This window comes from Spirosoma aerophilum (assembly GCF_054782495.1).
In genome coordinates this window covers 1-25,075 of the sequence record NZ_BAAGSJ010000011.1, presented here as the reverse complement: position 1 = coordinate 25,075, position 25,075 = coordinate 1, and the positions used below count along the sequence as shown (strand labels likewise).

The window sequence follows — 25,075 nt, the reverse complement described above, 5'->3', positions numbered from 1 at the left end:
TGATTATGAAAACGTCCGAATAAAAGTAGGGTAAGCCAGCGCATGACAAAAAAGCGCTTTCATCTCAAGTGGGAGCGTTTTCGTAAGACGGTCGCGCAAAGGTTAGTCGTCTTCCTAAAGCAAACCATGCCATAAAGTTCTCGATCGGAAGAACCGTGAGTAGGGTGAAAAATCTATATCTTACCAAACAACATACCCCTTGCTTTACAGGGTGGGAAAAGCAACTTATTTAACAGTTGGCAACCACCAGCCACTCGCTTTCAATGGTTGGCAACTATAATTCACCAACAAGCACTCATCACAAATTGGCCATAGTTGCCTAATTCTATTGGTTTATGAGGTTTCCCTACAAATACCGAAGGCTCACATAGGTTAAATAATTACTTTTGATTGACATCTTCTATTAACTAGCACAGATGACGTTACGAGTACTCTTTACGTTTCTAGTGGCCTGTACAGCTTCGATCCTTCACGCCCAGACACCAGCAAGTGGAATTCATAGTAAACTATTCAATGAAATTGTTCGAAGTGGTCTCATTCATCGGCCTTTACCACTTGATCATGCCCGATCGTACGAAGCCATGTCACTGGCCAAGCCAGTCAGTACAGTGGAGCCCCTGAGCGCAGCGGCTGTTTTCAGCAACTGGAAACATACCGGTTATGGAAAACTGGCGATTGCTAATGGGCGCAAAAAATCAGGGCAGCCTGTTTTACGGTTAAGTTTGCCAACCGCTACCGGAAAAAGGGCCATAGGCTCCAGCAATGACCCGGACTATGCTACCTATGGCAATTGCCGTATACAGTTAGACTTGAATGGAGTAAATTGGGAAGCTTATAACCGACTTGATTTTTTTATTTACCCCGAGGCCGAAGGGGGCCAGGTTGTAAACATCAATATTGATGTTCGAAATAAGATCAGATTCCCCAAGAACGGAACGCTGATGGCGTCGGCCGACCATCTTCTCAGTTTGACCAATCACCAGTGGAACCACTGTTATGTGGATCTGTCGGACCTAAGGCGAGATGAGGTGGACGAAATTGCCTTTTACGTATCATTAAAGGGCAAAAACCTGACCAGTGGTGATTCTATTGTTTATTACATCGATCAACCCGTTTTAAAACAAGTAAGCACCCAGGAAACAAGCCATGGGTGGATGCCAGCTCCTAATAGCCTTGTCTATTCCACATCGGGTTACATGACCGAAGGTCAAAAAACGGCTATAGCCAATTGGAAAACGGGCACTAGCAACCCCCGTTTTCAACTGATCAATGAAGCGACTCACCGGGTAGTTTATGAAGCAAACGCAAAGCGAGTACAAACCTCTACGGGTAACTACGAGGTGCTTGACTTTAGTACGTTCACAAAAGCGGGTAACTACCATATCGTCTTCGGACCCATTAAAACCGCTTCTTTCGAGATCAGTACCCACATTTGGACGGCTTCCCAGTGGCGGGTATTAAATTATATTTTCTGTCAGCGGTGCGGGTATGCGGTACCCAACATCCACGGACAGTGTCACCTTGACCTGTTTTCCGAGCATAAAGGAAAACAGATTTCCTATAGTGGCGGCTGGCATGACGCTGGTGACCTGTCTCAGCAAACCTTGCAAACAGCCGATGTTACGTTTGCTTTGTTGGAGTCGTTTAAAAACCAGCGTACAAAAAACCCGTTACTAGCCGCCCGCTTGCGGGAAGAGGCCGAATGGGGGCTTAATTTCGTGTTGAAAAACCGGTATGACGACGGCTACCGGGCCAGCAGTATGGGATTGCTTATTTGGCAGGATGGCGTGATTGGAACGCTGGATGATATTCATTCGGTGCGGGTACAGAATAACTCCTTTGATACGTTTCTGTATGCCGCTTATGAGGCTTATGCCGCCATAACCCTAGATGGAGCTCCTGCCTTTAGCCATTACCTGGGTAAAATAGCCCGGGAGGATTTTAAGTTGGCGATGAAGACGTATCACGAAAGCGGGTATGGGGGCTTCACCCAGATGTACGAGCATACGTATAATACGTCGCAAAGCCAGTACATGGCCACTGTTTCCTGGGCAGCCAGTATGCTTTACCAATTGACTGGCGAAAAGCAGTACGCCCAAACGGCCGTCGACTTTATCGGCTATACTCTCCAGTGTCAGCGGACTAAGCCTTTGGGCGATGCCCAAGGGCTTACCGGTTTTTTTTACCGGGATACGACCCGAAAATCCATTGTGCATTTCGTGCATCAGTCCCGCGATCAGGTGTTCATGCAAGCACTTATCAGCTTAGGCCAAGCCCAGCGCAGTCATGCCGATTATCCGAAGTGGTATCAGGCCATACAGTTGTACGGTAATTATCTCAAAGACATCCGGATTTACACAGCTCCGTACGGCATGATACCCAGTGGGGTATACCATAAAGAGGAAGCGGCTGATTCGGCGGCCTTCAATTCGTTACATTTATTTCCACCAGCCAACGCCAAGGCGTTATATACGGAACAATTGACAAAAGGGGTCAAGTTGGATGAGGAGCACTACCTGAAGCGATTCCCCGTTTGGTTCAGCATTTTCAATGGCAATACGGCTATCCATCTATCTACCGGCAAGGCGGCTGCTCTGTGTGGACATTTTTTACACGATGAGCAATTGCTTCAAATTGGGCGCGAACAATTGTATTGGACGGTGGGAAAAAATCCATTTGGGCAATCGCTCATTTACGGGGAAGGAAATCGGTATCCGCAACTGGATAGTTTTTCGTCTGGGGAAATTACTGGTGAAATACCCGTTGGTATACGAACCGCCAATAATGATGATGTTCCCTGGTGGCCAGCCATTAATAATGCTACCTATAAAGAGGTATGGGTTACCTCAGCCGGTAAGTGGTTATCGTTACTGGCCGAATACTAAAGGAGAAAAGCAACATTCATAAAATCTAGACGAGCATCCATGATTCATTGCCAAAAAGGAGTTAGTACAGTAACCCTGCTGGTTTTGTTCTCGATTCACTGGAACGCACAAGTGCCGACAAATTATCCAGCCAACTATGCCAAAGCACCTCGTTTCAAGGCGTTGCTTTATTTTAATGAGCGAACGGAAAAAGACCATGTGATTTTTGCCCATCAAACCATTAACTTTCTGAAAAAGCTCTCGGTTGGTGATGGGTTCATCTTGGATACTACTCAGAATTTTGGTAGATACCCCTACGAAAAGTTAAAAGAATACCAACTCCTCATCATACCCAACGGCTATCCAAGCAAAAATGCGGAACGGGCTGTATTTGAGCAGTATATGGAAGCGGGTGGCGGCTGGATGGGTTTCACGAATCGGGCTACAACGATAAAGATACGCATTGGCCCTGGTTTGTTACCTTTTTGGGCGGAGGTATATTTTATTGCAACAATTGGGCCCCTCAACCCGCTACATTAGTCGCTGATCAACCTGGTCATCCGGTTACCAAAAATCTACCGCCAAACTGGACTGCCCCGGCCAATGAATGGTACCAATGGAACCCAAGTCCCCGTCAGAACAAAGATATTAACGTACTGCTATCGCTTTCAGCCGACAATTATCCAATGGGTATCAAAGACGTTATAAACTTTGGTGATATGCCGGTGATATGGACGAACCGGCGTTACCGGATGGTCTATCTGAATATGGGTCATGGCGACGAGATATATTCCGATGCAACCCAGAAACTGTTGATTATAAATGCGCTCAATTGGGTACTTAGTACCGATAAGCAGGGCTATTCTTTCAAAAAATAGGCGAAATTATTACCTCTATTTTTGGACTGGTTAGCCGGTGCGGCCGTGCTCACCAAACGTTCCACCACTTGCTAAATCTGTTGGAGGAGGCCAAAATCGAAGTAATCAGGTGGCTAACGGACTCTTGGTGCGGGGCGGCCCGTGCCGGCTTACTTCGATTGCTTAGATCAACGCTTGCGCTTAATTCGAAAAGTCTCTTTACAAGGTCTTGAACGGAAGTATTTAACTCTTCGAACGCGCTTAAAACGGTTAACACGCCGAACTATTTACTATTCGTAATCAATCTTGGTTCACGACACAGCAACTGGCCTGTTTATTAATCAATTTTTCTTTGCTGATCAACACAGTTAAGCCACTACCAAAGATTCTACTAAGGCTATTGCCCCTGCGTTAACTAAACAAAGTTCGATTTAGTATATACAAAGAAGTCAATTTAAATGAATGTTAGGGACTTATAACTATCTTTAAAGCTAAAGTATTTTAGACCCTTTAACTGGATTAGGCTCTTTCAAGGTGGCAAGACTAGTAGGTGTTACTTGAAAAAATAAGTCAGCTTTTACTCATTGCTAATCGGTTTAATTAACTATTTGACGTTAACCTTGACTATGTTGGCATTGGATAAGATGGCTTTTTTTAGGATAAACATCCATTCTTTTTCTAGTTGAGCCATCTGTTGTGAAAATTGTTGCCTAGCACACGCCTCAAAAGGAAAGTCTAATTCACGATCACGGTCAGTAATGCGCACGTTTATCAACGTATGGCCTAAATCAGCTACACTGTTTAATAATCTAGATACGCTGATAAATGACTGGGTTACACAAAGAAACTCCCTGATCTGGTTTTCATGATCGACGGCTGAGAAGGCAATTGTCATGTAAATATTTATTATATTGGTACTTATAATTCATTAGACATCAAAATGTCCTAAAAGTAATAAGTGAATTATTGATTGGTCCTCATGTAGCTAATTAACCAAAAAAGTTACAGAATAAATATTTTTTTAGTTCAACAAAGCGACCGGAGTTAACTAAACTCCCTGAGCACTTGCGCGAGGGTGACACCGTAGTAATCTGGAAACTCGACCAGCTTGGTCGTTCCCTGGCTCACCTAGTGGAGGTGGTGAATTCACTGGAGCATAGGGGCGTTGGCCTGATTAGTTTGAATGATCCGGTTAATACCACCATGACTCAAAGACGACTGGTGTTTAGAATCTTCGCCAGCCTGATTGAATTTGAACGTGAAATCATCCGGGAGCCTACGCAGGCGGGCCTAGCCAGTGCCTTCAGACGTGGCCAGCAACGGGCTGAATGTTTACACCTTCACCTTTGCCCCAGGCAAAAGTTTATTGATTACCTAATAATAACTTATTGTATTTTCACAGTATAGTATTAAGTGAACTTTTGGCTCAATTTAATCAGTTTTTAAAGATAATGCATGGATACAAAAGCTCCTATATGGTTTTTGTAGAGTAATGTTACTTAGTAATTTATCGGTAATTTAACTTAATAAAATTATATGCCAACTTTACTTGCAATGGGGGATCAAGTGATTGTTGTTTCGAAAGAATTTCAGATAACAAAGCTGGATATTGTTGATGTCGATTTGCGCCGGGACAACGAAGAAATTCTATCCGCGACTTACTGGTTGAGCGACTGTAAAGCGTATCAACGTACCGATTTATTCACTAACTTAAAAGAAGCTAAGCAACACTACCATCAGCATTTTCGTACCCTTTTGATTAATTTTGATTGATACCGGTGCGGGGAATTGGTCATTTTCTTGATGACCCCTCCTGGTCAGTTTAAACACAAACTCTAGTCTACATTAAGCCGATGTCCTTCTGTGAAAAAGAATAAGTACGACTAGGAGGCCGCCTTTAAGGAATTGATTGTGTACAAAGAATGCACAGTTTGATCGTATACCGTCGTTGGCCTTACCTTTCCCTGGGTTATCAACAACCTAAGCTACAGTTTGAAACTGCTTATCCAAGGAGCAAGTTTTTTTTATGTAGTGAATTCAGCGTTTTTTGGGAGAACTGATGTTAAGAACTGTCCAACACTGTTCGTAGTATACGCATTAAGACTACCTTTGAACTAATCCGTTCTCTCAGAGTCGCTTTTCCGCCATTTATTTGGGGGGCTGTCGATTTTCTGACGCCCAACCCCTAGCTGTTATGAACCAATAGGATAGTTTGGCATATAACGATTGCGCGCGTCGGCAATTTGTCCGTAACGGCGCCACGCTGAGCGCCCGGCTTGCCTAGTGCAACGAAGCAGCCAACAATTGGCCCAGCGTTTAATGACGTTGATTGGGAGGAATCAGCTTTTGAGGGATTCAACAAGGACCTACTTGGCCAAATAGGAGGTTTGTTTATAATAAGAACCCCACTAGTACTTCTAGTGGGGTTGCTCCTGCACTTAACTTGTCGTGGTATTAAATCTTAACGTAGAGTATGTAATTGTATGCAACAGTATACTCTTTAGAAGTTAACTACTGGTGGCGGTCACTTTTTTGCTTACTCAACCACCTATGTTTAGAGAAAAAACCCTCAGCTTGATGACCAAGTGGGGAGCGAAAAGAAAGTTGATACCTGAGTGAATCAAAAGCCAGACAAAGGTAAGTTTAGTACAAATTACATATGTCGGAATGTAGACTCTTGAGAATCATGGCTTCACAATGCCTTCCCCTATACGTAAGAGTTCCAGTACCTGCTTAGACACCCAAATAAAAGCGGGTAAAAACGGCTCAAATCGGGCGAGTGTCTGGCTTATCAGTATCGGATAGCCTTCCGTTAGGATAACCCGGCTATAATTACCATCTCCCTGAATATGGGTGATTTGGTCGGGATTTATATCTTTCAGTTTCATTCAGATAAATATGCGTATACTTTATAACCCAAAATTATAGGGTAGCTTTTAATTGCCCTCTGCCGTTTACCCTCATCCGTAACGGGAGTCGGTTAAAAGACGATAGCCTCATCCGTGACTAGAAAAGGCTTAAGGCACCTCATCATAGTTGAATTAAGGTAAGAACTCTAATAAGGTGTTTTAACACCTGCCTTTTCCTAATCGATACCAAACGACATGCGTGGTCGGGGCTGTACTCCGACTTTTTCCTGTTAAGATTTTTATCGTGTTGAGATTACTCTCCGCTAAAATGCAACCAAAAAACCGGCAAATTTAACGCTTCATCGAAGCAAGTTCTTTTTATCGAGGGTATTGAAACAAATTTGTGTCAACAAATCATATAAGGAAACTTATTGATCAAACAAATACCATTCGCTACTCCAGAAAATGAAAACTTTACTCAACGACGAAGACCTAATCCGCCAGCAGTTCACCACCAATCCCAACGGTTGCTTTGAAGTTCTTTATAACCGCTATGTCAGCAAGGTTTACCGGCGGTGTCTTTCCCTAACCAAAGACGCCGGAAAAGCCCAGGATTATACCCACGATATTTTCATACGCACCTTTGAGAAGCTGGACCGGTTTCAGGAAAAATCTTCGTTTTCTACCTGGCTGTATTCGATCTCGTTCAACTACTGCCTGGACCAGATCAAAGTCACCAAGCGGCTACCGGTCTCGAGTCTGGACGAGCAGGAGGCTAATCGCTTCGCAGATGTCCAGGAAAAGGAACCCCTGGAAGAGCGCTTACAGTTGCTCAGTGAGGCCCTCCAGAAGCTGGCCCCTAAGGAGGCTGATCTGCTGCGCATGAAGTACCAGCAGGGTCTGCCCGTTCAACAGATTGCCAAACAGCTCGGCCTCAATGAAAGCGCTTTGAAGATGCGCTTGAAACGGTCCCGCGAAAAAGCACACCAGTATTACACCGTAGCCGCCAATCGATAAACGGGTTTTCAACATGTCGGTGATCCAACGACGGAATAGCAACACGGCCTTCATAAACCTACACCCTGGCATTTATTGGTAAGCTACTGGCAGGGAATAATCACCTGACCGGTAAGTACCGATCTTTTAAGAATTTATTTACGACCCGTTTCATTCACTAATCGATAAACAATCACTACCATGGCAACCTACAAACGAAACCGATCCGCCACCACTGAACGGATCCTCATTGCCTTGGAGCAAGTACTGGCTGAAGCAGGTATGCAAGGCGTCAGTGTTACTCGAGTAGCCGAAAAGGGGGGCATCAGTAAAGTACTGGTGTATCGCTATTTTGGCAACCTGGATGGCTTATTAGACTATTATGTAAGCACAGGACGTGTGCTGCCCGCTTACACGCCCGTCGTGCTGGAGCAGATGCGACCGACTCATTATAAGGATATAGCGCCCTACTGGTCAACCAATGCCCTGAACCTGATCAATAAGGTGCGTGCCTCGCCCTCGTCTCGACAACTCTTAATGGCTACGGTTCAGGAGAATGATCCCCTGTCCGATACGGTGAGTAGGACGCTGGATCAGCAGCTCACCAGTCTGGTCAATCAGTTCTCGTTTGTCAAAGGCAGTGATCACAAAGCGATTGCGGCGGTGGTGCTGGGCGGGTTATCCTATTTGACCATACAGGCCCAACTGGACCACACAACAATGGGCCTTGATCTACGGGGTGAGGAGGGTTGGGGTCGCATCGAAAAGGCGGTAGAGCTCATTTATGAGGCCCTGGCGACAATGGCTATCGACTCCGAAACGATTCAAATCGAGCTTAAGCCAGTCACGACTACATTTGGAATCAAGTCAGCCGTGCCGGGTCGCTTCTCCTGGGCAGGAACGGCTAGCCATTAAAAACAAGAAACCCGACCTGTTGAGCCGGGCATAGTTGGTCTGCTGTACATCATATAGACGATGAATAAGCGAGAAGTCACAAAAAAATAAAAATGCTTTAGCGCCTGCCCAATCTACCCGCATCAAGGCTAAAAACAAATCTGCTTTATATGTAAACTGTCAAATGAGTAACCTTAATTATGTTACACCCCTCAATCCAGGCGGCCGAGAGCACGAAGTCCGCTTTCATCCGGAATGCCCAAGCGTTTCTGCATCTATTGATCCGTGAGTAAGTCTGTAAACATTTGTGCTTTGCTTGAGAAATGGCCAAATACAAACAGGCTGACTATGAAGTGCTACGCCGACACTGTGTAGAACTAAAACATTTAGACTGGAAACAAGCGGCTATCGCTCAAGCTTTAGGCTTAACACCTGGCTGGGTTAGCCGCACCTTGAAGGCCTACCGGGAACAGGGACAGACTGCTTTGGTGTGGCGAAAACGCATCGGTGCACCAACTCGTTTATCGACTGACCAACTCACCCAACTTGTCGGCGAACTTAACAGAGGGGCCGAGTATCATGGCTTCCCCGGCATTATCTGGACTAGACCACGCGTCAATGAAGTCATTAAAAAGCTCTTCGGCGTCAGTTATGATCCTTCTCAAGTAGGTCGGCTACTGAAAAAAGTGGGTTGGACTCGTCAGAAACCCCAAGCCAAGGCTCGCTAACAAACCCTGAGCGCGTCGAGCAAAAGCGGTTACCCGAACTCAATCGGATCGCCGAAGCTAAAAAGTCCAAGTTGTAGGGCTGGTTACTTTGTAAGTGGATGAATCAGCCTGTTATCTATTGCCTTTCCTAGCTCATAGTTGGGCTCCGCGAGGCCAGACACCGGTTTTTAAAGAGAAAGCGGGTCGGGACCATCTTAGTCTTGTTGCCGCTATCGCTCCTAACGGACGGATCCATATGGCCGGTCAGAATCAGGCTTTTACTGGCCAAGACATGGTGTGGTTTTTAACTTAACTGTGTAGTCGTTACAGAAAGCGAGACTCATGAGTGATCTGGGATGGGGCCTCGATCCATAACAGTGAAGCCGTCAAAACCTTTTTAAGAGAACGGCCTGGTCGAGTTCATCTTGAGCGTTTACCAGGATATAGTCCCGAACTCAACCCAGTCGAGTTAGTTTGGAATCAGTTAAAGCAACGGCTAAAGAATCAGGTATTTCTAACCTTAAACGAGTTGACAATAGCTGTTCTAAAACAAAATATCCTATTGGAGAAAGATCGAAAATTGATCCAAGCCTTCTTCCATAAAGAAGAAGTTGCCTTCTTTACTGACTAATTCACGGATCAATAAGCGCCAAAAAAACTCTCATAACAACTCCAACCTTGTAATCCTTTTAATTAATTAACAAATCATACTTGACTATTTTTTTGCCTAAGTCATCCATAACTATGTGAGCTATAAAAGTCAACGCTCTAGAGCCTTTTTCATATACTATGTAAAGATCATTTTTTTCAGGTATTTGACCTGATTTCTTAATAACAAATCCTACTCTTTCTGCCTCTGCCTTCAAGGCATTGTAGACTGATACCTGTGACATTTTGTAAGTTACTAATACATTTTTTTTTTCGCTAACTGTTGTATAAATAAGGTAGCCATCAGGCTGATTATCCTTGCCTTTATGCACAAACTCGTACATAGTAGCCTCATCGTCGTTGGTTGAATTTAAATACTGATATCCCTTTTGCGTTACAATTTTCTCAAAATCATTATAGTTGAGGCTTTTTAGTTTTATGAGCTGGTCTAAATTAACAGTCTGAGCCAATGTGACTTGTGAATAAGTAGAAAACATACTTATCAAAAGTATTATGTATTGCATACAAATAATTGAATAGTTTTTGAAAAATTAACTCAAATATATCTACATTATAAGTTGATACATAGTGTTGGCTCAGACAGGTATCAATTTATAATGTAGAATTTCCATCAATTAGGCAGTAAATCATCAGAGGTGATGTATGTTTGGCCATCCCGTTTAGTTATTTACTGTAAGTTTAGCATTGGACAATTTGAGGCTCGTCTACATTATAGCTCTGTGAATTGGCTTGTGACGAATCCAATTTCTTTCCTACGGAAGAATGACTCTACCATTTTCGAATCTTTTTCCAAGATTTTGACTTGATCAAGCACCGCTGTTTTAAGGGTCTCCAGATTAGTAAACACCACCAGGCGGACCTGTTGATTGTTCAGACTCCATTTCAATGGGCTCCACGCGAGTTCAATAGAACGATCGGCTGTTGCAGTTGGACTTGGGACTATAGGCTGGTAGACGTTTTAAATAAACCCGGCCTGGACTCTTTTTTAGAAAGGTTTTTACCACCTCACTGCGGTGGATCGCTGCCCCGTCTGTACAGGCGGCCCTGCCAGATCACAAGTAAGCCCCGCTTTCGGTATCGAAAGCGGGGCTTACTCAAAAATCATACAATATCTTCGTTTATAAAAGCCTGATTCTAACCTGCCATATAGATCCGCCCGTTGGGTGCAACAGCAGCAATCAAGCCGCTTCGGCGGGCCGTTCAAGTTAGTACGAGCTGCTTGCTCCACAACTACTGGCGTCTGACTGCAAGGTGCCCACGTGTGAGCAAAGAGGGAAAGCAGCTAACAGGCGGATCCATCAACATGTAAAATAACTCTCCCTTCAACTTGGACTTTTTAGCTTCGGCGATCCGATTGAGTTCGGGTAACCGGTTTTGACGCCATTGGACTACCGTTCATGCGTTCGGCTGACGGGATTTGGCCTGTGGTTTTTGAGGGTCCCTCCGGCGCCCCGGCCAGCCTACTTTCTTTAACAAACGTCTAACTTGAGAGGGGTCATAACTGACATAGAAGAACTTCTTGATGACTGATCCGGCAGCCCGACTCATTGATGTGGAGCCTTGTTCAAATAGCACCTACAAAACCATCATGCTCAGCTGCTTTGTTGAGAGCATCAACGAGTTGACCCAGTTGGTCGGTAGTTAAGCGAGTTGGAGCACTGGTGGGTTTTCTTGATGATATAGCAACGGGGCCTTGCTTCCAGCCCTGCTGAGGAAACTCGACACAGTGTCGGCGGAGCACTTCGTAGTCTGATTGTTTGTATTTCGCCATACTATCAGCAAGATACAATTATTACAAACTTATTTATCCATCAATGAATATTCCTTTTCCTATAATTGACATTAAAGCAACTAGACGAAAAGAAACTTTTATACGGAATGTATAATGTCTGAATTAGGCTCCTATCTTGGTCAACTCATTCTTTACCGTCCCTAGCCAATATTTCCAATCCTCCTCAGTTAAGTGCTGTTTCATGTACTCGTCTTTAGTAAAGCATAGGGTAGTAACCCTTTGTTCAATTTTGTATGTTTTTAGTCTACTGATTATACGGCCTATCTGTTCTAGTTCATCTGTAGGATTTATGTTCATTTTCAACTTTTAAGTTACGTTAGCCCAAAGCTACTTATTGGCTCTGTAAGAACAAACCAATACGTCCGTAATTACTCACTATTTTTTAACTATGATGACATCAGTGATTTTTCACTCTAAGTCCATTAAATGCATAACATAACCCGACGCGTATAATAAGGACACGTTTGAAACTGCTTGGCCAACTATTGTCAGAGATAGTGAGGTTAAAAGTTTGTTATAGCCATTCGAGAATTTCAAGAGGAGCACGGCTAAATGGTCGTATTAAAAGCCTTAATCTTTAAATGATTATCGGATTATCCTTTTATAGAATGATTCACCGAGTAAGACTGTGTCTTGAGTAGTGATTTCCTAATGCAAGATTTTGTGACCGTATAATTCCACTCGCTAGGCTGTTTTTTCGGAAATGTCTTCCCCTTAACCATGCCGAACCGAAAAAATAGCGCATATCCTTGTGATTATACCTGTCTAAACTTTTACAACCCGTTAGCCCATACCACCAGTAGGTAGGCTAGAGAAGGCTAGAGTTACTCATAACCCCGACCGAATAGAATCAATAGCCTTTGCATTAATGTTTTGTGGAAGGGTATTAAGCCCTTAGTTAAGAGAAACATTGGTAGGTTTCATTGGGGCTAGTACATTGGTTAAAGACTTTATTAACTTGTACTGTGTTAATTCTAAACGTTAAGAAAGGGAATTTCTTAGTTAAAGACCTTAATCGCCTTTGAGCCTGTTGCTGAGTAAGTGGGTTGCGGGTAAAGATGTCGGTTGTAGTATAATCTTTATGGCCTCTGGGTGGGTCCAGAACAGGACTCCAGGTCAGGCGTTCATCATCCCATGTTTCAAGTTGGTAAAAATTCATCTGTAGTTAGGAGTTGGAGAGAGTTAATGACTATTTGTTAAATTAATTTGCTTCAAACGATTAAAATAAAAATCAAGCCCCCGATCGTTTTTCGAATTTACTCATGCTTCATTGAATAAGGGTAATAACCGACTATCCATTCTACTGGCCCATGTAAAAAGCCGCCCTTTTTCTCTAATTGGCGTCCTGTCAACACGGACTAATGTATAGAGAGCAACCGTTTCTTGAAATAGGGGTAGTTCCCGCCTTTGAGTACTAATTTCAAGTAAGGTTCGCGCGTATTCTTTAAAAGTTAAAAAGGCAACGCGTAACCCATTTTAGCTTTTTACAGACTAACACCCAAATTGAGTTCCTATCAGGTCAACTTAGCTGATGGATAAATTAACACAGGGAGTATTCTTCTGCTAAATAAGAAAGGAATTTACATTACCGTGTATGCTTACCTGTGTATACATTATTCCACCAGTTCGTCAAGCGCACTTTGCTTGCTATAAAGGTTGAAAATAGACTTGGTAAAGTCTAGGCAGGTATTAATCCGGTTAACCCCCGTTTTCGTAAAGCAGAGAAGGATTTTCTTGTTCAAGCTGCATGTTGACTGACTTACGGCTACTAATAATGGCTTCCACTCGAGGGTGTAAAAGTATACGGTATGTGTTTTCAATGATCCCAGCGCCCCTGGCAAAAAACCAGACGGCAATGGGTTGAAGACTACTTGAGCCGTACCATCCGGACGGGCAACCTAGTTAGGTATCATTTCCATTTAGTAAAGCGACCGTGGCCAATATGAGAGTGAGTAATTTCACGCAAGCCTCTCAGTGAATGGGTCTAAGAGCGACTCAAACCTGAAGATTCCCAATCTTATAGCAACGTTTACTGAATATACAACCTCTGAATTCTGCCGTAAAAATAATCGACGTCAGCCGCTAAAACACGCGTTCGTTTAGGCAACTGGAGTCTTAGGAATGCGCTCGCACCAACCACTACTTTAAACGTTGGAAAGCGTTATAGTTTCAGTGCAATAGTGAATGGCTTATAAGGACCGCAAGGGCGGTTTCGACTAAATATATGAAGCTCATCCAGGGACGTCGGTCCAGCCGACTCGTTTAATTGAAAACGCATCTTGTAAGTAGGCGTAATGGACGTCAGACAGCTGTTAGAGGATTCAGATGCGTCAAGAGTTCTTAATCTTTTCCATAATTACTTAGCAATCAAGCGCAGACATAAATGGCACGATCAATTAAGCTAATGAAAGATGGTTGGATGGCCCCACTGGTCTATAGGTGTCAGTGGGTTTACTTTATATTAAATTCTCACAATCTTCTTGACAAAACATTGTAGGAATTTGGATAACCCAATCCACAACTGTTCCCGAGCATGTAAAAATTCTGACTGGCAACCCATTCCCAATTTGGTTACTGCTTAAAGTAAGTTGATGAGTAATTTGCATAAATATCAAAGTTAATTTACTTAGAAACCTACCCACGTGTAAAAGTCATTGCTGCAGGTGTACATTTTTAAGGACGAGTGGTTCCAACGTGTTCCACTTGCCTTTAAAAAATATTAGGATATCTACTATTTATACCAAAAATCTATCTTGGGTCGATACTTTGTCGATTGCAAATGTGTTAAGTGTAATTGATCTTCGTCTTTTTCAAAATGACTATTAACAAGCCTATTTCATTTCTAATTACTTAAGTTTATGATTATATCAATTTGATAGTAATTATACTCCCCATTTATTTGTTTAGTTGGCTAAGCCTCGAGCTAGTTTGTCGTTGGTGGTATTACTTATGTTCTGCTGCTACAATTGACGCTAACAGGGGAAAACTGCTATCGATACCTTTTTATTTTAACTAAAATTCTTCTTCTATTAGTTTTTTTAAACTTAAACTTCGGTGAATGGAGACACCATACTTGCCCGAATAGCAGCAGGCTGCACTGCTAACCAGAGCCCATCTTTTGTAAGAAATAGCCGCGTAATCCAAACAGAAGTTCAGTTGCGATTACTAAAATATTGTATAGAGCCGGTTGATCCGTTTTACCCTGTATTTACTGCGCCTAAAGGGGTGGTAACAGGATTCTGACTAGATAGGCCATTGCTACCTGTTTAGGCTAACATGGTTCGCTTTTTATCGTAACTAAAAATAATGTCTCTACTGGTTATAATTTTTGTGATTCTTACAAAAGTTGTAACGTTTATTTTGAGACAACTCTTTTTTTACTTCACAGCTTGAGACAACCGCGTTTACTGGTTTATTTAGTGTTAAAATTTTAAAAGACGTTTCCTTTTGATACCCCATTAGAGAAGTTTATTCAAACGCTAGGGTGGTTGAATGACTGTGATCGGTGTTAAGGTAGCCGGATGCGCGCTATTCTGTTTAGGCATTGTCTACGCTCAATTTGAAGCCGTAAATGCATCCTATGATAGGGCGATAGTTTTTGAAAGGGGGCAAAAAGCTGTTGGTTTTTAGTCAATGGCGGACCTTTGCAAATAACTTAATACCTTAACCGACGTAAGACACTTTTGGATGAATTATGTTGATAAATTCTATTCTCCGATTCTTAATAGCTCAAGTTTGGTTTGCCCGTCATTGATTAGGAAACCTGCTTGTGTTTTTTGAATCAACCACCGCTTGATACTAATCGAGCCGCCCCTGTTAAAGCTAGCTAGGATTAAAGAGTCATTTTTAATTTGCCATTTAACGGAGTATTCGGTGGTGGTTATCCCAGAAGTACCGCGCAAAATTGCTTTACCGTTTTTACCAAAGGTATATACTACTCCCGAAACACCGCTAATGATCACCGTTGAGCTACTAGCCGGTTTATTAGGTAAGATACTGGCAGTAAATGTATTACCTTCAAAATCCTGAGAACTAAACCTATTCCGTTCACAATTAATAATGAACACTAGAGTTAAAAGTAAAAAATAGAAACATTTCATATCGATGAGAATTTTAATTTAAACCAACAAAGGAAATCGTTCTACACCCAACTCGAGTATGAGTTAAGAGAAAAGGTTGGTAAGTCACATTTGTTAGTTCAGGTTCAGGAATTTTGGCTCAATGTCGCGCTACGAATATGACATGAAGGAGGCAACTTGCCCTCTAAAATGACTAGAGTATAATAGTTTTAACGGATTTCGTTAGTCAATGAAATAACTGGAGTCAAAGTAGCTATTTTCTTGTTAGGATAGAGAAATGAACCAGAACTACTATCAATCAATAATTAATTTATAGAACGTACTATATCTTCAAGCCGTTAAAATGGGAATAAGGATATAGTTAAGCCAATATGGTGACGCTCTCATACTTAAAACCCTTCCTGATTTTTCAAGTAATTAAAGCCCTTTCCACACAATTTTTCGGTTTGCAATAATCGGCAACTCAACCTTCATCGATAAAGGCTGAGGGTAGTAATATAGCCGTTAAGATTACTTTGCATTTATCCGGTTAGGGAGTACCAAACCTAGTAACCCTTCTTCGAAAAATGAGCTAGACGACTCTCAGAACGAAACCATCTTTTGAACCCCTTTCATGGATTCCTCAATGTTCGTCGCACTGCTGCTTAACCGGGACCTGATCGTTACCGGGGCCAATCCGCCACAACTGGCCCCCGGGGTTAAAAAGGGCTACGTGTTCGGCATACCCTTGGCAAAAGCCATTGGTGAGATAGAAGTACAACCCTTTCTGGACATTCAGAATCAGATGTACACCTTGTAAGTGACTATTGTTAACTACAACCCCATGGCGATAATGGTGAAGAGTGGAATCATGAAGACTTTTTATGTTGACTTCTCCTATAAAGCGTTTGCAACCAGCAGGCATTTCAGCAGAGTAAAGAACGCTATTGTCAACTCGGCCCACTTGGAGAGATAGGTTCATCGATTCGTAAAGGGAAGATAATATTGAAAATTAAGACGAGGAGTTGAACCAGTCCCAAGTAAACCTGCCATAGTTTACCTTTATTGCCTACCAAGATGGTAACGAACCCTTACGCAAACTCTAGTAATACACCAGTGTCTTCTGGAACCATTATTGTCACCTATTATAGCAATTTTTTGGTTAAATTGGCCGCGCGCCGTTGACCGCCAGTTGGATATACGCCCTGCTTAACAACTTACTGAGCCACTCGCGGATCTCAATCCGGCCCTAAAGCCGGAGATTGGTTTCCTTGACAGATCTACGACAAACGTTGATCAGAAATCTGGAAGAACCGGTCAATAAGAGAAAGGCCATCATCAAAGTAGGGCTTACTCCAAGCTTGTTATTGGGGCGTAATGAGTCTGTAGTTGGCATTACCTGCTCTGTATGGCTGCTTGTTTCTGGAAAATAGGGGGTGCAAATTGATACGCCACATCCGGGGATAGTGGGTCAAAATAAAAAATTACAATTCGCTCCTAATAGGTTTAAAAATATACGTTTTACCTACACGGACGTTTTAAGGGACTTAAACGGATCCAGCTTTAAGTAGGGATGGCCGTTGACAGCTAGTGCTTAGTAAAGCGGTCAAAAACAAATAGTATTTTAGGTATTAATTACTAACACTACTCCATTCAATGCCAACAATCAAGACTCAAATTTACTACTCAATAACTGGTGAGTACATCTAATTAGATCATCTAAATGATATCGTTCACATATACTTATTAACCCCCTTAGCTCACAGCTCTTATTCGAAGCGTAAGGCTTAAAACTGGTCATTATATACTTTCTTATTTTTTTAAAAGCTATTTTCATAAAACAAACGCGTTTGATGAGGATAGCTTTATCAGCAAGCGCAATAAAAGCTTTTGGTCATAGCCGGCGCATCTAAAAATGAGGAGCATCATAAGTTATGACAACTACGTTTCTTCGCCAAACCGACTTCGGACCAGCTAACAACTCAAAATTTGACCGTTAAACCACATCCTCACCTTCAGTCTCCAGAACCCCTGCTCTGTTTAAAAAAATCCAACAACTTTAAACCCATGTGGGTCAGAGTCATTACAGGCCTGCTAATTGAAATGATGTGACTGTTTATTTTAAAATCCTTTAGGGTTGTGCATCACTTTCACTGAAGCGTGTTGGCTGATTGTTTTACTGAATTACAGGTTAAGGGCCACGCGGAAAGAGCCGGTGTGTCTAGCGATCAGCTAATTATAATTATTTCCGTTAAGGTGTAATCTTGAAAGGAGATTGCTTGTGAAGAAATTTGAATTTACATTGCTCAGTTTAAATTCATTAAGTAACTTTATACTGGAAAACAGAAAATCCAAATTTACCTCATGACCCTTCCTTTAATAAAAGAACCCCGAGTAAGTCCTCTTCTGGTCAAGCGACAATCAATAGCTAAAAAGATTACAAATACCATTCAATTGCTTGGTGCTTTGAAGACCGCAATCGATGTGATGGATCAACGACGCGAGGAAATTCTTAATTCTACAAATAACGAAACTGTTCATTTTAGATTGTCGGGTATTAACCTTCAAGGGATTCGACGGAGCATTGAGTTAGAAGAGAGGAAATTAATTCAATATCACGCACGGTTTGCCCGAAAAACACTCAATATTGGGGTTACAGGTTTAGCAAGGCAAGGGAAAAGCCAACTTCTGCGAAGTTTATCCGGTCTTGATGACAATGCCATACCAGCCAGCCCATTTGGGCACTGTACGGGCACACGCAGCATTATCATTCACAATGATTTTAATGAGCCACACGGAGAAATTTTATTTTATACACAAAGTGAATTTATTCGTGATGTACTAGCGCCTTATTATAAGGAGTTACTGGATGGTTCGGCCCAGCCGTCTACACTAGAAGAATTCGAACAGAGACAGCTTCCTCCACTCCCTCTAAATAAACAACAAAGCACAAGTGCCAGGATTAAATACGCGCAGCTTGAGCTCTTTAAAGACCACTTACCTGATTACAAGCACTTATTGTCCAAGGCTACTCCCCATTACGTGCCGATAAACAATGTTCGCGAATTCATAGCTCAGGAGGATTCCTCAGGGCAACGACCCCTTTATAACTATATAGCCGTTCGGGAAGCACGGATCATTTGTTCGTTCCCTCACAAAAATATGGGGGACATTGCTTTTGTGGATATGCCTGGCCTGGGTGATACCGGTATTGTTGCTGAAAACTGGCTTTCTAAAACACTTAGTGATGACATTGACATCATCTTATTTGTAAAAAAACCATCTGGACTTGGTGAGATCTGGAAGCCGCAGGAAGTTGATTTGTACGACACAGTCAGAAGTGCGCAACCTGAACTTCCCTTAGAGTTGTGGTCGTTCCTGGTGATGAACCATGTTAAGTCGTCTTCACCAAACGAAGATAATTTAAAAAACTGCGAACGATTAGTAAAAGAAGTTTCTGAACAAATGAAGTTTTCAGGTGTGACCATTGCAGATTGTTCAAACGCCGACGAGGTCGATGAAATTATATTGCAAAAGGTGTTACATTACGTAGCTCAAAATATAGAGAAAATAGATCATTTATATATAGCATCTCTTTACGATCGGCTTAAAAATTTAAACAACCAAATTAAACTAGAGCTCACTAAAGCTTCAGAGGCGCTTGGAGTAGATGAAACTACACCATTTAGTTTTAATAGCTTTAATCGTTTGTTTAAGGATGTCATTAAACGCGTCTATACCGGATTCGAGCAATTAATTTTCGAGCTTCGACAGCAACGGGATTCTCCAGACCCATCTTTTGAGGCTTATGTGTTAAAATCACAGGAAAATGCCTATTTAGATTCTGGCATTCCCAGCATTGAACAAATAGAAGACACTCGTAACTTACTTGGTGGGTATAAATCAGCATGCGAGTATTACCTGAATTTTAGCCGAACCCATTTAACACAACATTTTGAGAGTTTAGAGGAAGGTTTATTTAAATCTGTAGAATCAGTCAAAGTGCAACTTTCCGAAGTTTTAAGTAATCCAAACCAAGGTAAATTGAATCGGATTAGTCCAAACGTAGGAGCTAATTTCTTGGAAGACATTGCTGGGCTGCTTGGGGAGCAATATCCAGCGCTAGACCCCGCATTTAAAATGCTGATTGATTTTAAACTTTCCTATCAGGGTTTTTTTTATTACAGACTTCGTAAACACCTTGATTATCTCACCCCCGATACAGGGATGGCGGAATTAAGTATAAAACCTTCCGCTCAGGAAATACAGGATCTCTTAACGGCGATGCACAAAATGTCCTTGGAAACGCTAAAGGAAGAACTAATTAACTGGCCAGTAGAAATCAACCATGCCATTTTTGCAATAATTGAGCAATTTGTTGACAAAGTATTACGGTCGGAAAATGCCATGGATGAATGGCAATCCTTTTACATTGAAAACCGATCTAAAATTTGGCCTGAAAGTTTTCAAGAATTGTCTGTTAATAACACTTTGAGATGGCAATGGATGGAAGTCACAGAAAGACTCAGTAATTTAAATAAATCGATCTTAACCTTAGAAAGTTAATATTTATGAATCTAGAATTTAATATAACCGTACTTGGGGCATCGCGTGCTGGAAAGACCAGTTTATTATCGTCCATCTATAATCAATTTAATCAAGTTATTGGCGACGGAAGTGATCTAGAAATAAAACCAGTAAATGAAAAAGACTCCTTGCTCGCCAAAGAAGCACTTGATCTTCAAAATGCGTTTAACAGTGCAACGCAACTCCCGCTCAATAATGCTGATGTTGTTCAAGCCACAAATCTAACCGACATAAATAGCAAAATAAAATATAGCTATGAACAGGCTGGAAGGCAAAAACCTAATAAATCAAAAAATATCATTGATATCAGATATCCCTTCAAAATTGGCGCGAAATTCAAAAATTCAAACAGTAATCACCCGTATAAGCGTATAAACGATATAGAATATCGCTTTACACTAGGACAAAAAAATCAGCGACCAAAAGTTCAAATAGTATTGAAGGATTACCCCGGAGAGCAGCTGATCGAAGATTCTCGGGAGGTTATTCAACGTGTTCGGGAGTGCAGTGTAACCATTGTGACAATTGACACACCCGCTTTGATGATTGAGGGGGGGAAGCAACATTCCTGGCTGTTTCACAAGCAACGGAACTTACTTGAACAAGGTAAAAACAGCACGGTTACAGTTTGTGATATATTTCAAGAAGCTTATAAGGGACTTAAAGATAAAAAACTGATCATATTAGCGCCAGTAAAGTGCGAAAAGTGGATGAAAGATCCTTCATCTGCCAATCAATTACTTGATCGTGTTAAAGAAGGATATAAACCTTTGTTAGACTTACTTTCTGGCGACAACTTGAAAGATAAAGTAGCTGTCATCATTACACCTGTAGAGACGTTGGGGGATGTTATTTATGCTTATATGGATAATCCAGATACCTATTCCCCCCGATTTATTAAGAAAACCGTTTCTTCAAAATATGACCCTAGGAACTGCGATCAACCCCTACGTTACATCCTCCGATTTGTTTTAAAAAGATTTTTAGAAAACCCTGGGTTTTGGTTTGGATGGTTTGGGAATGATAAACCATTTTTAAATGCAATCGATGACTTTGCAAGAGGTTGCAAAACGGACTTAACACCAGGAAATCAAACGAATGGATTTACAGTCATTCAGGGAAGTCAGTTAATTTAAATTCAATTCAGACTTTTTTAATATTGTTACTCCGGATTGCAATGAAAGTTACAAATTAAATTGAGCTTTTGTTAATGCTTATTTGTTGAATGTATGGCAAATTATTACAATTTAATTAAAGAATGTTATTCATATTACTTAATTAGTAATTTATGAAATTAATGGCTAGGGAGAGCTGGTAACTTCTGTTCACCCTAGCAGGAATTCAGACATTCAATCCTTTTTATACCTCATAAAGACTATTCGCTGCCAGGATCAGTAATAGCGCAATTATAAATGAAACTTTTTACTTTTAAGGAAAGTGACATTGCTATCGATTTAGGGACAGCAAATACGCTTATAATATGCAACGATAAGATTGTTGTTGATGAACCATCAATAATTGCAATTAACAGGACAAACAATACTTTGTTAGCCATTGGTCACAAGGCAATGCAGATGCATGAAAAAACCAATGAAAATGTCAGAACAATCAGACCTTTAAAAGACGGGGTTATTGCTGATTTTACAGCGGCCGAATTGTTAATACGAGGTTTGGTTAAAATGATCGCAAGTCAACAAACCTTGTTAGTCACCTCTTATAGAATGGTTGTTTCAATTCCATCTGGAATTACTGAAGTTGAAAAACGCGCCGTTAAGGATTCGTGTGAGCATGCCGGGGCAAAAGAAGTCTATATGGTTTATGAGCCCCTAGTAGCCGCTCTCGGCATTGGAATTGACATAACACAACCCAATGGTACAATGATTATCGACATTGGAGGAGGGACAACTGAAATTGCCGTAATAGCTTTATCAGGCATCGTCTGTGAACAATCTGTTCGAACAGCTGGTGACGTATTTACCCAGGATATAGTTGATTATATGCGAAGGGAGCATAATTTGTTAATTGGTGAACGCTCAGGCGAACAAATTAAGTTACAAGTGGGATCTGCCTTGCAGGAATTAGAGAATCCACCATTGGCTTACGATGTTCGTGGCCGGGACTTAATGACAGGCATTCCAACTAAACTCAGGATTACTTACCAAGAAATTGCTCATGCCCTTGATAAGTCAATATCAAAGATTGAAGATGCCGTTATGAAAGCTTTGGAAAATACACCTCCTGAATTAGCTTCAGACCTATATACAAACGGTATCCATGTCACCGGAGGCGGGGCTTTGCTCCACGGTTTAAATAAACGGTTGAGAGCCCGAACAGAATTGCCTGTTCATATTGCTCAAGACCCCCTTAAAGCGGTTGTCAAAGGAACCGGCGAGGTTATAAAAAATTTGGAACTATATAAATCAATTCTGCTAGTATAGAATTTGTACTTTGTTCACCGTTCATCTGTACCCATAAATAATCGTTAATTATCCAATAAGTGAAAGCTTCCACATATTTAACCATCATATGTTGCTTTCTTGTTTGTAGCGCATTAATATTAAGCTGGTCAATAACAGGCAATCAATACACCGTTAGATTTATTCTTTCAGGGGCAATCATAAGCTATTGCTTTATTAAAGTAATGGGGAGTATGAATGAGCGTTGAAGTTTGGCTTTATGGATTAATCAAAAATTTTTATCAGCTATCGTATCCCGATTCGACCTAATAGTATCTCAAAAATTGAAACTATTTAAGCTTTCAGTTAACTCATTTATACGAATCTTTAGGGCATCGATTTCAAGCTGTAAACGCATAGCCGCATTCGTCTTTTGATTAAGGATATTCTTTGTTATTTGTAACTCTTTCAAAAGTAGTTGTTGTTCTGTTTTTTTTTTTTGAATGTGCTCAGCTGTAGCTTTTTGAACATCTTCAAACATAGTTTTCATAAGTTCTTGGTATTTTTGCTGTAATTCATTCTCCTTCTTTAAGAATTCCTTTTCGTGCTTTTTTTTCAGTTGCTCTTCGTATTTTCTTACCCAATCTACGTTTCTTACTCCAATGTTAAAATCGTTTAATTTTACATCGTAAGTAACTCGCTTGTGGGCTACAGACAAAGTTTCATAAGCTTCTTTAACTTGTCTAAATCGCTCCACATAGTATTCGTCATCACTATTTCTGTCTGGGTGAAATTTTAGTGATAATTTTCGAAATGCGTTTTTTATTTCTTGCTCTGTTGCGATCTGTTCAATACCAAGAATGTAATAATAATCTCTCATGTAAACTTTTGCTTATTCCGATAAACGACTTTATGGCAAATTAAAAAATCATATGATCTGATTTTAGGCGCTTTCACGATTTATAGGTTTGTTATGAAATAATGAAAAAGCACACTACTTGAATTTTGCGTAGTAGAGTACTGTATTTTCTTTTTTTGCAAACCCACAAAAAGCATCAATTCAAACATGATAAATTAGGACAAACTGCTGTTACAAAAAATGGAAAAGGGAGTAACCATGGTACATAGTTAAATAAATTACCACAGGATGGTATAATCTATTTAAACAAAGATCAGCCACTTCTTTATTACAATTGGTATGACATATTAAATTCAGTAAGCCAATTTTACCATATCACAAATATAGTTTTTTATGAATTAAATTGGAATTAGCTTAGTAACAAAAGAGTTGATCTGATTCAAAAGGAATTTAATTTAATAATAATTAGAGCCGGAATGCAAGACATTTGTACAATCAAAAAAACGCTATAGTTGCTTTAAAGTGTTTTTTGTATACATTTTATTCATAGTAAGGTACTTTTTTAGTTTAATATATACTTGTTAAAATATATATAAATGGGCTTTAAAGTGTATTATTTTAGTGAGATGTAAGATTAGATATTACTTATAAAATAAAATTAACTTACTTAAAATATTGGTAATAGATGAGTGGCGTTTATCGGCGAAGAAGAATTGATTAATAAACAGGCCGATTATGGTATCGTTGACCGCCACTGACAGCTCCGGCGGCCCGATTTGAGTAGCAAATGGTTCGACGGGTCACCGGGCCGTTGGAGCGGTCGCTTTAAGTACGTTCTAAAAGTAAGATGCTTCCGCTCAAGCCCTTATAATGCCACCTCACAAACTAATCGTAAGTCTTGATCTAATCAATCAATGTAAGCCCGCTCCGGCACGGCCCGCCGGTGCGAGCCCGGGACCAGCAGTCCTTTATCCACTAGTTTACCTCAATTTGGGCCTCCTCCAATAGATGCAGGAAGTGACGAAATGTTTGGTTGGTATGCCGGCCAAAAAACAAAGGCAATGATTTGGCCTGTCACGGCATCCTTACCCCACGGCAGCGGCCGACCGTCACAGCCAACGAGGTTGTTTTTTCTTATCCATATAGGACCGCCCGCGGTGCGGCACATCTCGTCGACTTTAAGACTCATTTTTAAGCCTATTTTAGCCTACAAAGGGTTTATTTGGATGACTTCACTACCGCACGGGCGGCCCCGTTATTTTTTAATTGAGCACTGACGGTGTTGCGATTGGCGTCTAGAACACGGTCAGTACCGCGCATGCCTGCTCCGTTGAGAACCATCTGAAGGGTCCGCCGTAGCAGTGATCTGCTCTTTGACTAAGGGGATCCGGGCCTTATGCATGCCTGCACAGGTTGTGCCATGTCGTTTGACGTGCTGGGTTTTGCCACAATGTTTGCAGGCAACAGCCGCAACAGCCTTTAGGTTTGTGGGCCTGTAAGATTCCAAGATTTGGTAGCTTGTTGGACAAAGAAAAACAGAGCGGGCT

At 41.3% G+C, this 25,075-nt stretch carries 20 protein-coding genes; 14 read left to right on the top strand and 6 right to left on the bottom strand.

The genetic code is table 11. The features are described from left to right. The first annotated feature begins 416 nt into the window (after positions 1-416). The 4 genes from ACYVK4_RS10895 (at position 417) to ACYVK4_RS10880 (ending at position 4,021) form a co-directional block, all read left to right on the top strand. Positions 417-2,885 carry a glycoside hydrolase family 9 protein gene (locus ACYVK4_RS10895; protein WP_461127536.1) on the top strand — a complete coding sequence of 823 codons (2,469 nt, stop codon included), beginning with the start codon at positions 417-419 and terminating at the stop codon, positions 2,883-2,885. 39 nt (positions 2,886-2,924) lie between these two features. Then, positions 2,925-3,404: a hypothetical protein gene (locus tag ACYVK4_RS10890; RefSeq protein ID WP_461127535.1), complete on the top strand. Its 480-nt coding sequence runs from the start codon at positions 2,925-2,927 to the stop codon at positions 3,402-3,404. Beyond that, entirely contained in the window at positions 3,350-3,742 is a 393-nt protein-coding gene (locus ACYVK4_RS10885; protein ID WP_461127534.1) for a ThuA domain-containing protein, read from the top strand. The genes ACYVK4_RS10890 and ACYVK4_RS10885 overlap by 55 nt, the downstream gene beginning before the upstream one ends. A 141-nt stretch (positions 3,743-3,883) precedes the next feature. Continuing rightward, complete coding sequence (locus ACYVK4_RS10880; RefSeq protein WP_461127533.1) at positions 3,884-4,021, top strand: IS1 family transposase; 138 nt, start codon at positions 3,884-3,886, stop codon at positions 4,019-4,021. A 304-nt stretch (positions 4,022-4,325) separates the two neighbouring features. On the opposite strand, the gene ACYVK4_RS10875 is transcribed toward ACYVK4_RS10880, so the two are convergent. Next, positions 4,326-4,616: a hypothetical protein gene (locus ACYVK4_RS10875; protein WP_461127532.1), complete on the bottom strand. Its 291-nt coding sequence runs from the start codon at positions 4,614-4,616 to the stop codon at positions 4,326-4,328. A 170-nt stretch (positions 4,617-4,786) separates the two neighbouring features. Between ACYVK4_RS10875 and ACYVK4_RS10870 the strand changes: the two genes are divergently transcribed. Next, the gene (locus ACYVK4_RS10870; protein ID WP_461127531.1) at positions 4,787-5,128 is read left to right on the top strand and encodes a recombinase family protein; all 342 of its coding nucleotides are present in this window, start codon (positions 4,787-4,789) and stop codon (positions 5,126-5,128) included. Between the two features lie 129 nt (positions 5,129-5,257). Beyond that, positions 5,258-5,494 (top strand): hypothetical protein, encoded by a 237-nt coding sequence (locus ACYVK4_RS10865; protein ID WP_461127530.1) that lies wholly within the window; start codon positions 5,258-5,260, stop codon positions 5,492-5,494. Between the two features lie 911 nt (positions 5,495-6,405). On the opposite strand, the gene ACYVK4_RS10860 is transcribed toward ACYVK4_RS10865, so the two are convergent. Continuing rightward, positions 6,406-6,609 carry a hypothetical protein gene (locus ACYVK4_RS10860; RefSeq protein WP_461127529.1) on the bottom strand — a complete coding sequence of 68 codons (204 nt, stop codon included), beginning with the start codon at positions 6,607-6,609 and terminating at the stop codon, positions 6,406-6,408. Positions 6,610-7,035: 426 nt separating this feature from the next. On the opposite strand from ACYVK4_RS10860, the gene ACYVK4_RS10855 reads away from it, so the two are divergent. From ACYVK4_RS10855 to ACYVK4_RS10840, 4 genes are all read left to right on the top strand, one after another. Next, the gene (locus ACYVK4_RS10855; protein WP_461127528.1) at positions 7,036-7,587 is read left to right on the top strand and encodes an RNA polymerase sigma factor; all 552 of its coding nucleotides are present in this window, start codon (positions 7,036-7,038) and stop codon (positions 7,585-7,587) included. A gap of 180 nt (positions 7,588-7,767) precedes the next feature. Then, positions 7,768-8,481 (top strand): TetR/AcrR family transcriptional regulator, encoded by a 714-nt coding sequence (locus ACYVK4_RS10850; RefSeq protein WP_461127527.1) that lies wholly within the window; start codon positions 7,768-7,770, stop codon positions 8,479-8,481. Positions 8,482-8,783: 302 nt separating this feature from the next. Then, positions 8,784-9,188, top strand: a complete 405-nt coding sequence (locus tag ACYVK4_RS10845; RefSeq protein ID WP_461127526.1) for a winged helix-turn-helix domain-containing protein — start codon at positions 8,784-8,786, stop codon at positions 9,186-9,188. 325 nt (positions 9,189-9,513) lie between these two features. After that, positions 9,514-9,798: a transposase gene (locus ACYVK4_RS10840; protein ID WP_461127525.1), complete on the top strand. Its 285-nt coding sequence runs from the start codon at positions 9,514-9,516 to the stop codon at positions 9,796-9,798. 58 nt (positions 9,799-9,856) lie between these two features. On the opposite strand, the gene ACYVK4_RS10835 is transcribed toward ACYVK4_RS10840, so the two are convergent. The 3 genes from ACYVK4_RS10835 to ACYVK4_RS10825 all read right to left on the bottom strand — a co-directional run bounded on the left by ACYVK4_RS10835 (position 9,857) and on the right by ACYVK4_RS10825 (position 15,728). Next, the gene (locus tag ACYVK4_RS10835) at positions 9,857-10,339 is read right to left on the bottom strand and encodes a hypothetical protein (RefSeq protein ID WP_461127524.1); all 483 of its coding nucleotides are present in this window, start codon (positions 10,337-10,339) and stop codon (positions 9,857-9,859) included. A 1,061-nt stretch (positions 10,340-11,400) separates the two neighbouring features. Next, on the bottom strand, positions 11,401-11,607 hold the full coding sequence (locus ACYVK4_RS10830; protein WP_461127523.1) for a hypothetical protein: 207 nt from the start codon (positions 11,605-11,607) through the stop codon (positions 11,401-11,403). 3,728 nt (positions 11,608-15,335) lie between these two features. Then, positions 15,336-15,728 carry a hypothetical protein gene (locus ACYVK4_RS10825; protein ID WP_461127522.1) on the bottom strand — a complete coding sequence of 131 codons (393 nt, stop codon included), beginning with the start codon at positions 15,726-15,728 and terminating at the stop codon, positions 15,336-15,338. 592 nt (positions 15,729-16,320) lie between these two features. On the opposite strand from ACYVK4_RS10825, the gene ACYVK4_RS10820 reads away from it, so the two are divergent. The 4 genes from ACYVK4_RS10820 to ACYVK4_RS10805 all read left to right on the top strand — a co-directional run bounded on the left by ACYVK4_RS10820 (position 16,321) and on the right by ACYVK4_RS10805 (position 22,711). Next, positions 16,321-16,506, top strand: coding sequence for a hypothetical protein (locus tag ACYVK4_RS10820; RefSeq protein ID WP_461127521.1), 186 nt, complete (start codon positions 16,321-16,323; stop codon positions 16,504-16,506). Positions 16,507-18,050: 1,544 nt separating this feature from the next. Further along, complete coding sequence (locus ACYVK4_RS10815; RefSeq protein ID WP_461127520.1) at positions 18,051-20,252, top strand: hypothetical protein; 2,202 nt, start codon at positions 18,051-18,053, stop codon at positions 20,250-20,252. Between the two features lie 5 nt (positions 20,253-20,257). Beyond that, a complete protein-coding gene (locus ACYVK4_RS10810; protein ID WP_461127519.1) occupies positions 20,258-21,409 on the top strand; it encodes a hypothetical protein in 1,152 nt (383 codons plus the stop codon). Between the two features lie 276 nt (positions 21,410-21,685). Then, positions 21,686-22,711, top strand: a complete 1,026-nt coding sequence (locus tag ACYVK4_RS10805) for a rod shape-determining protein (RefSeq protein ID WP_461127518.1) — start codon at positions 21,686-21,688, stop codon at positions 22,709-22,711. A gap of 295 nt (positions 22,712-23,006) precedes the next feature. Here ACYVK4_RS10805 and ACYVK4_RS10800 read toward each other — a convergent pair whose 3' ends face one another. Beyond that, a complete protein-coding gene (locus ACYVK4_RS10800) occupies positions 23,007-23,549 on the bottom strand; it encodes a DnaJ domain-containing protein (RefSeq protein WP_461127517.1) in 543 nt (180 codons plus the stop codon). Positions 23,550-25,075 lie beyond the last annotated feature (1,526 nt).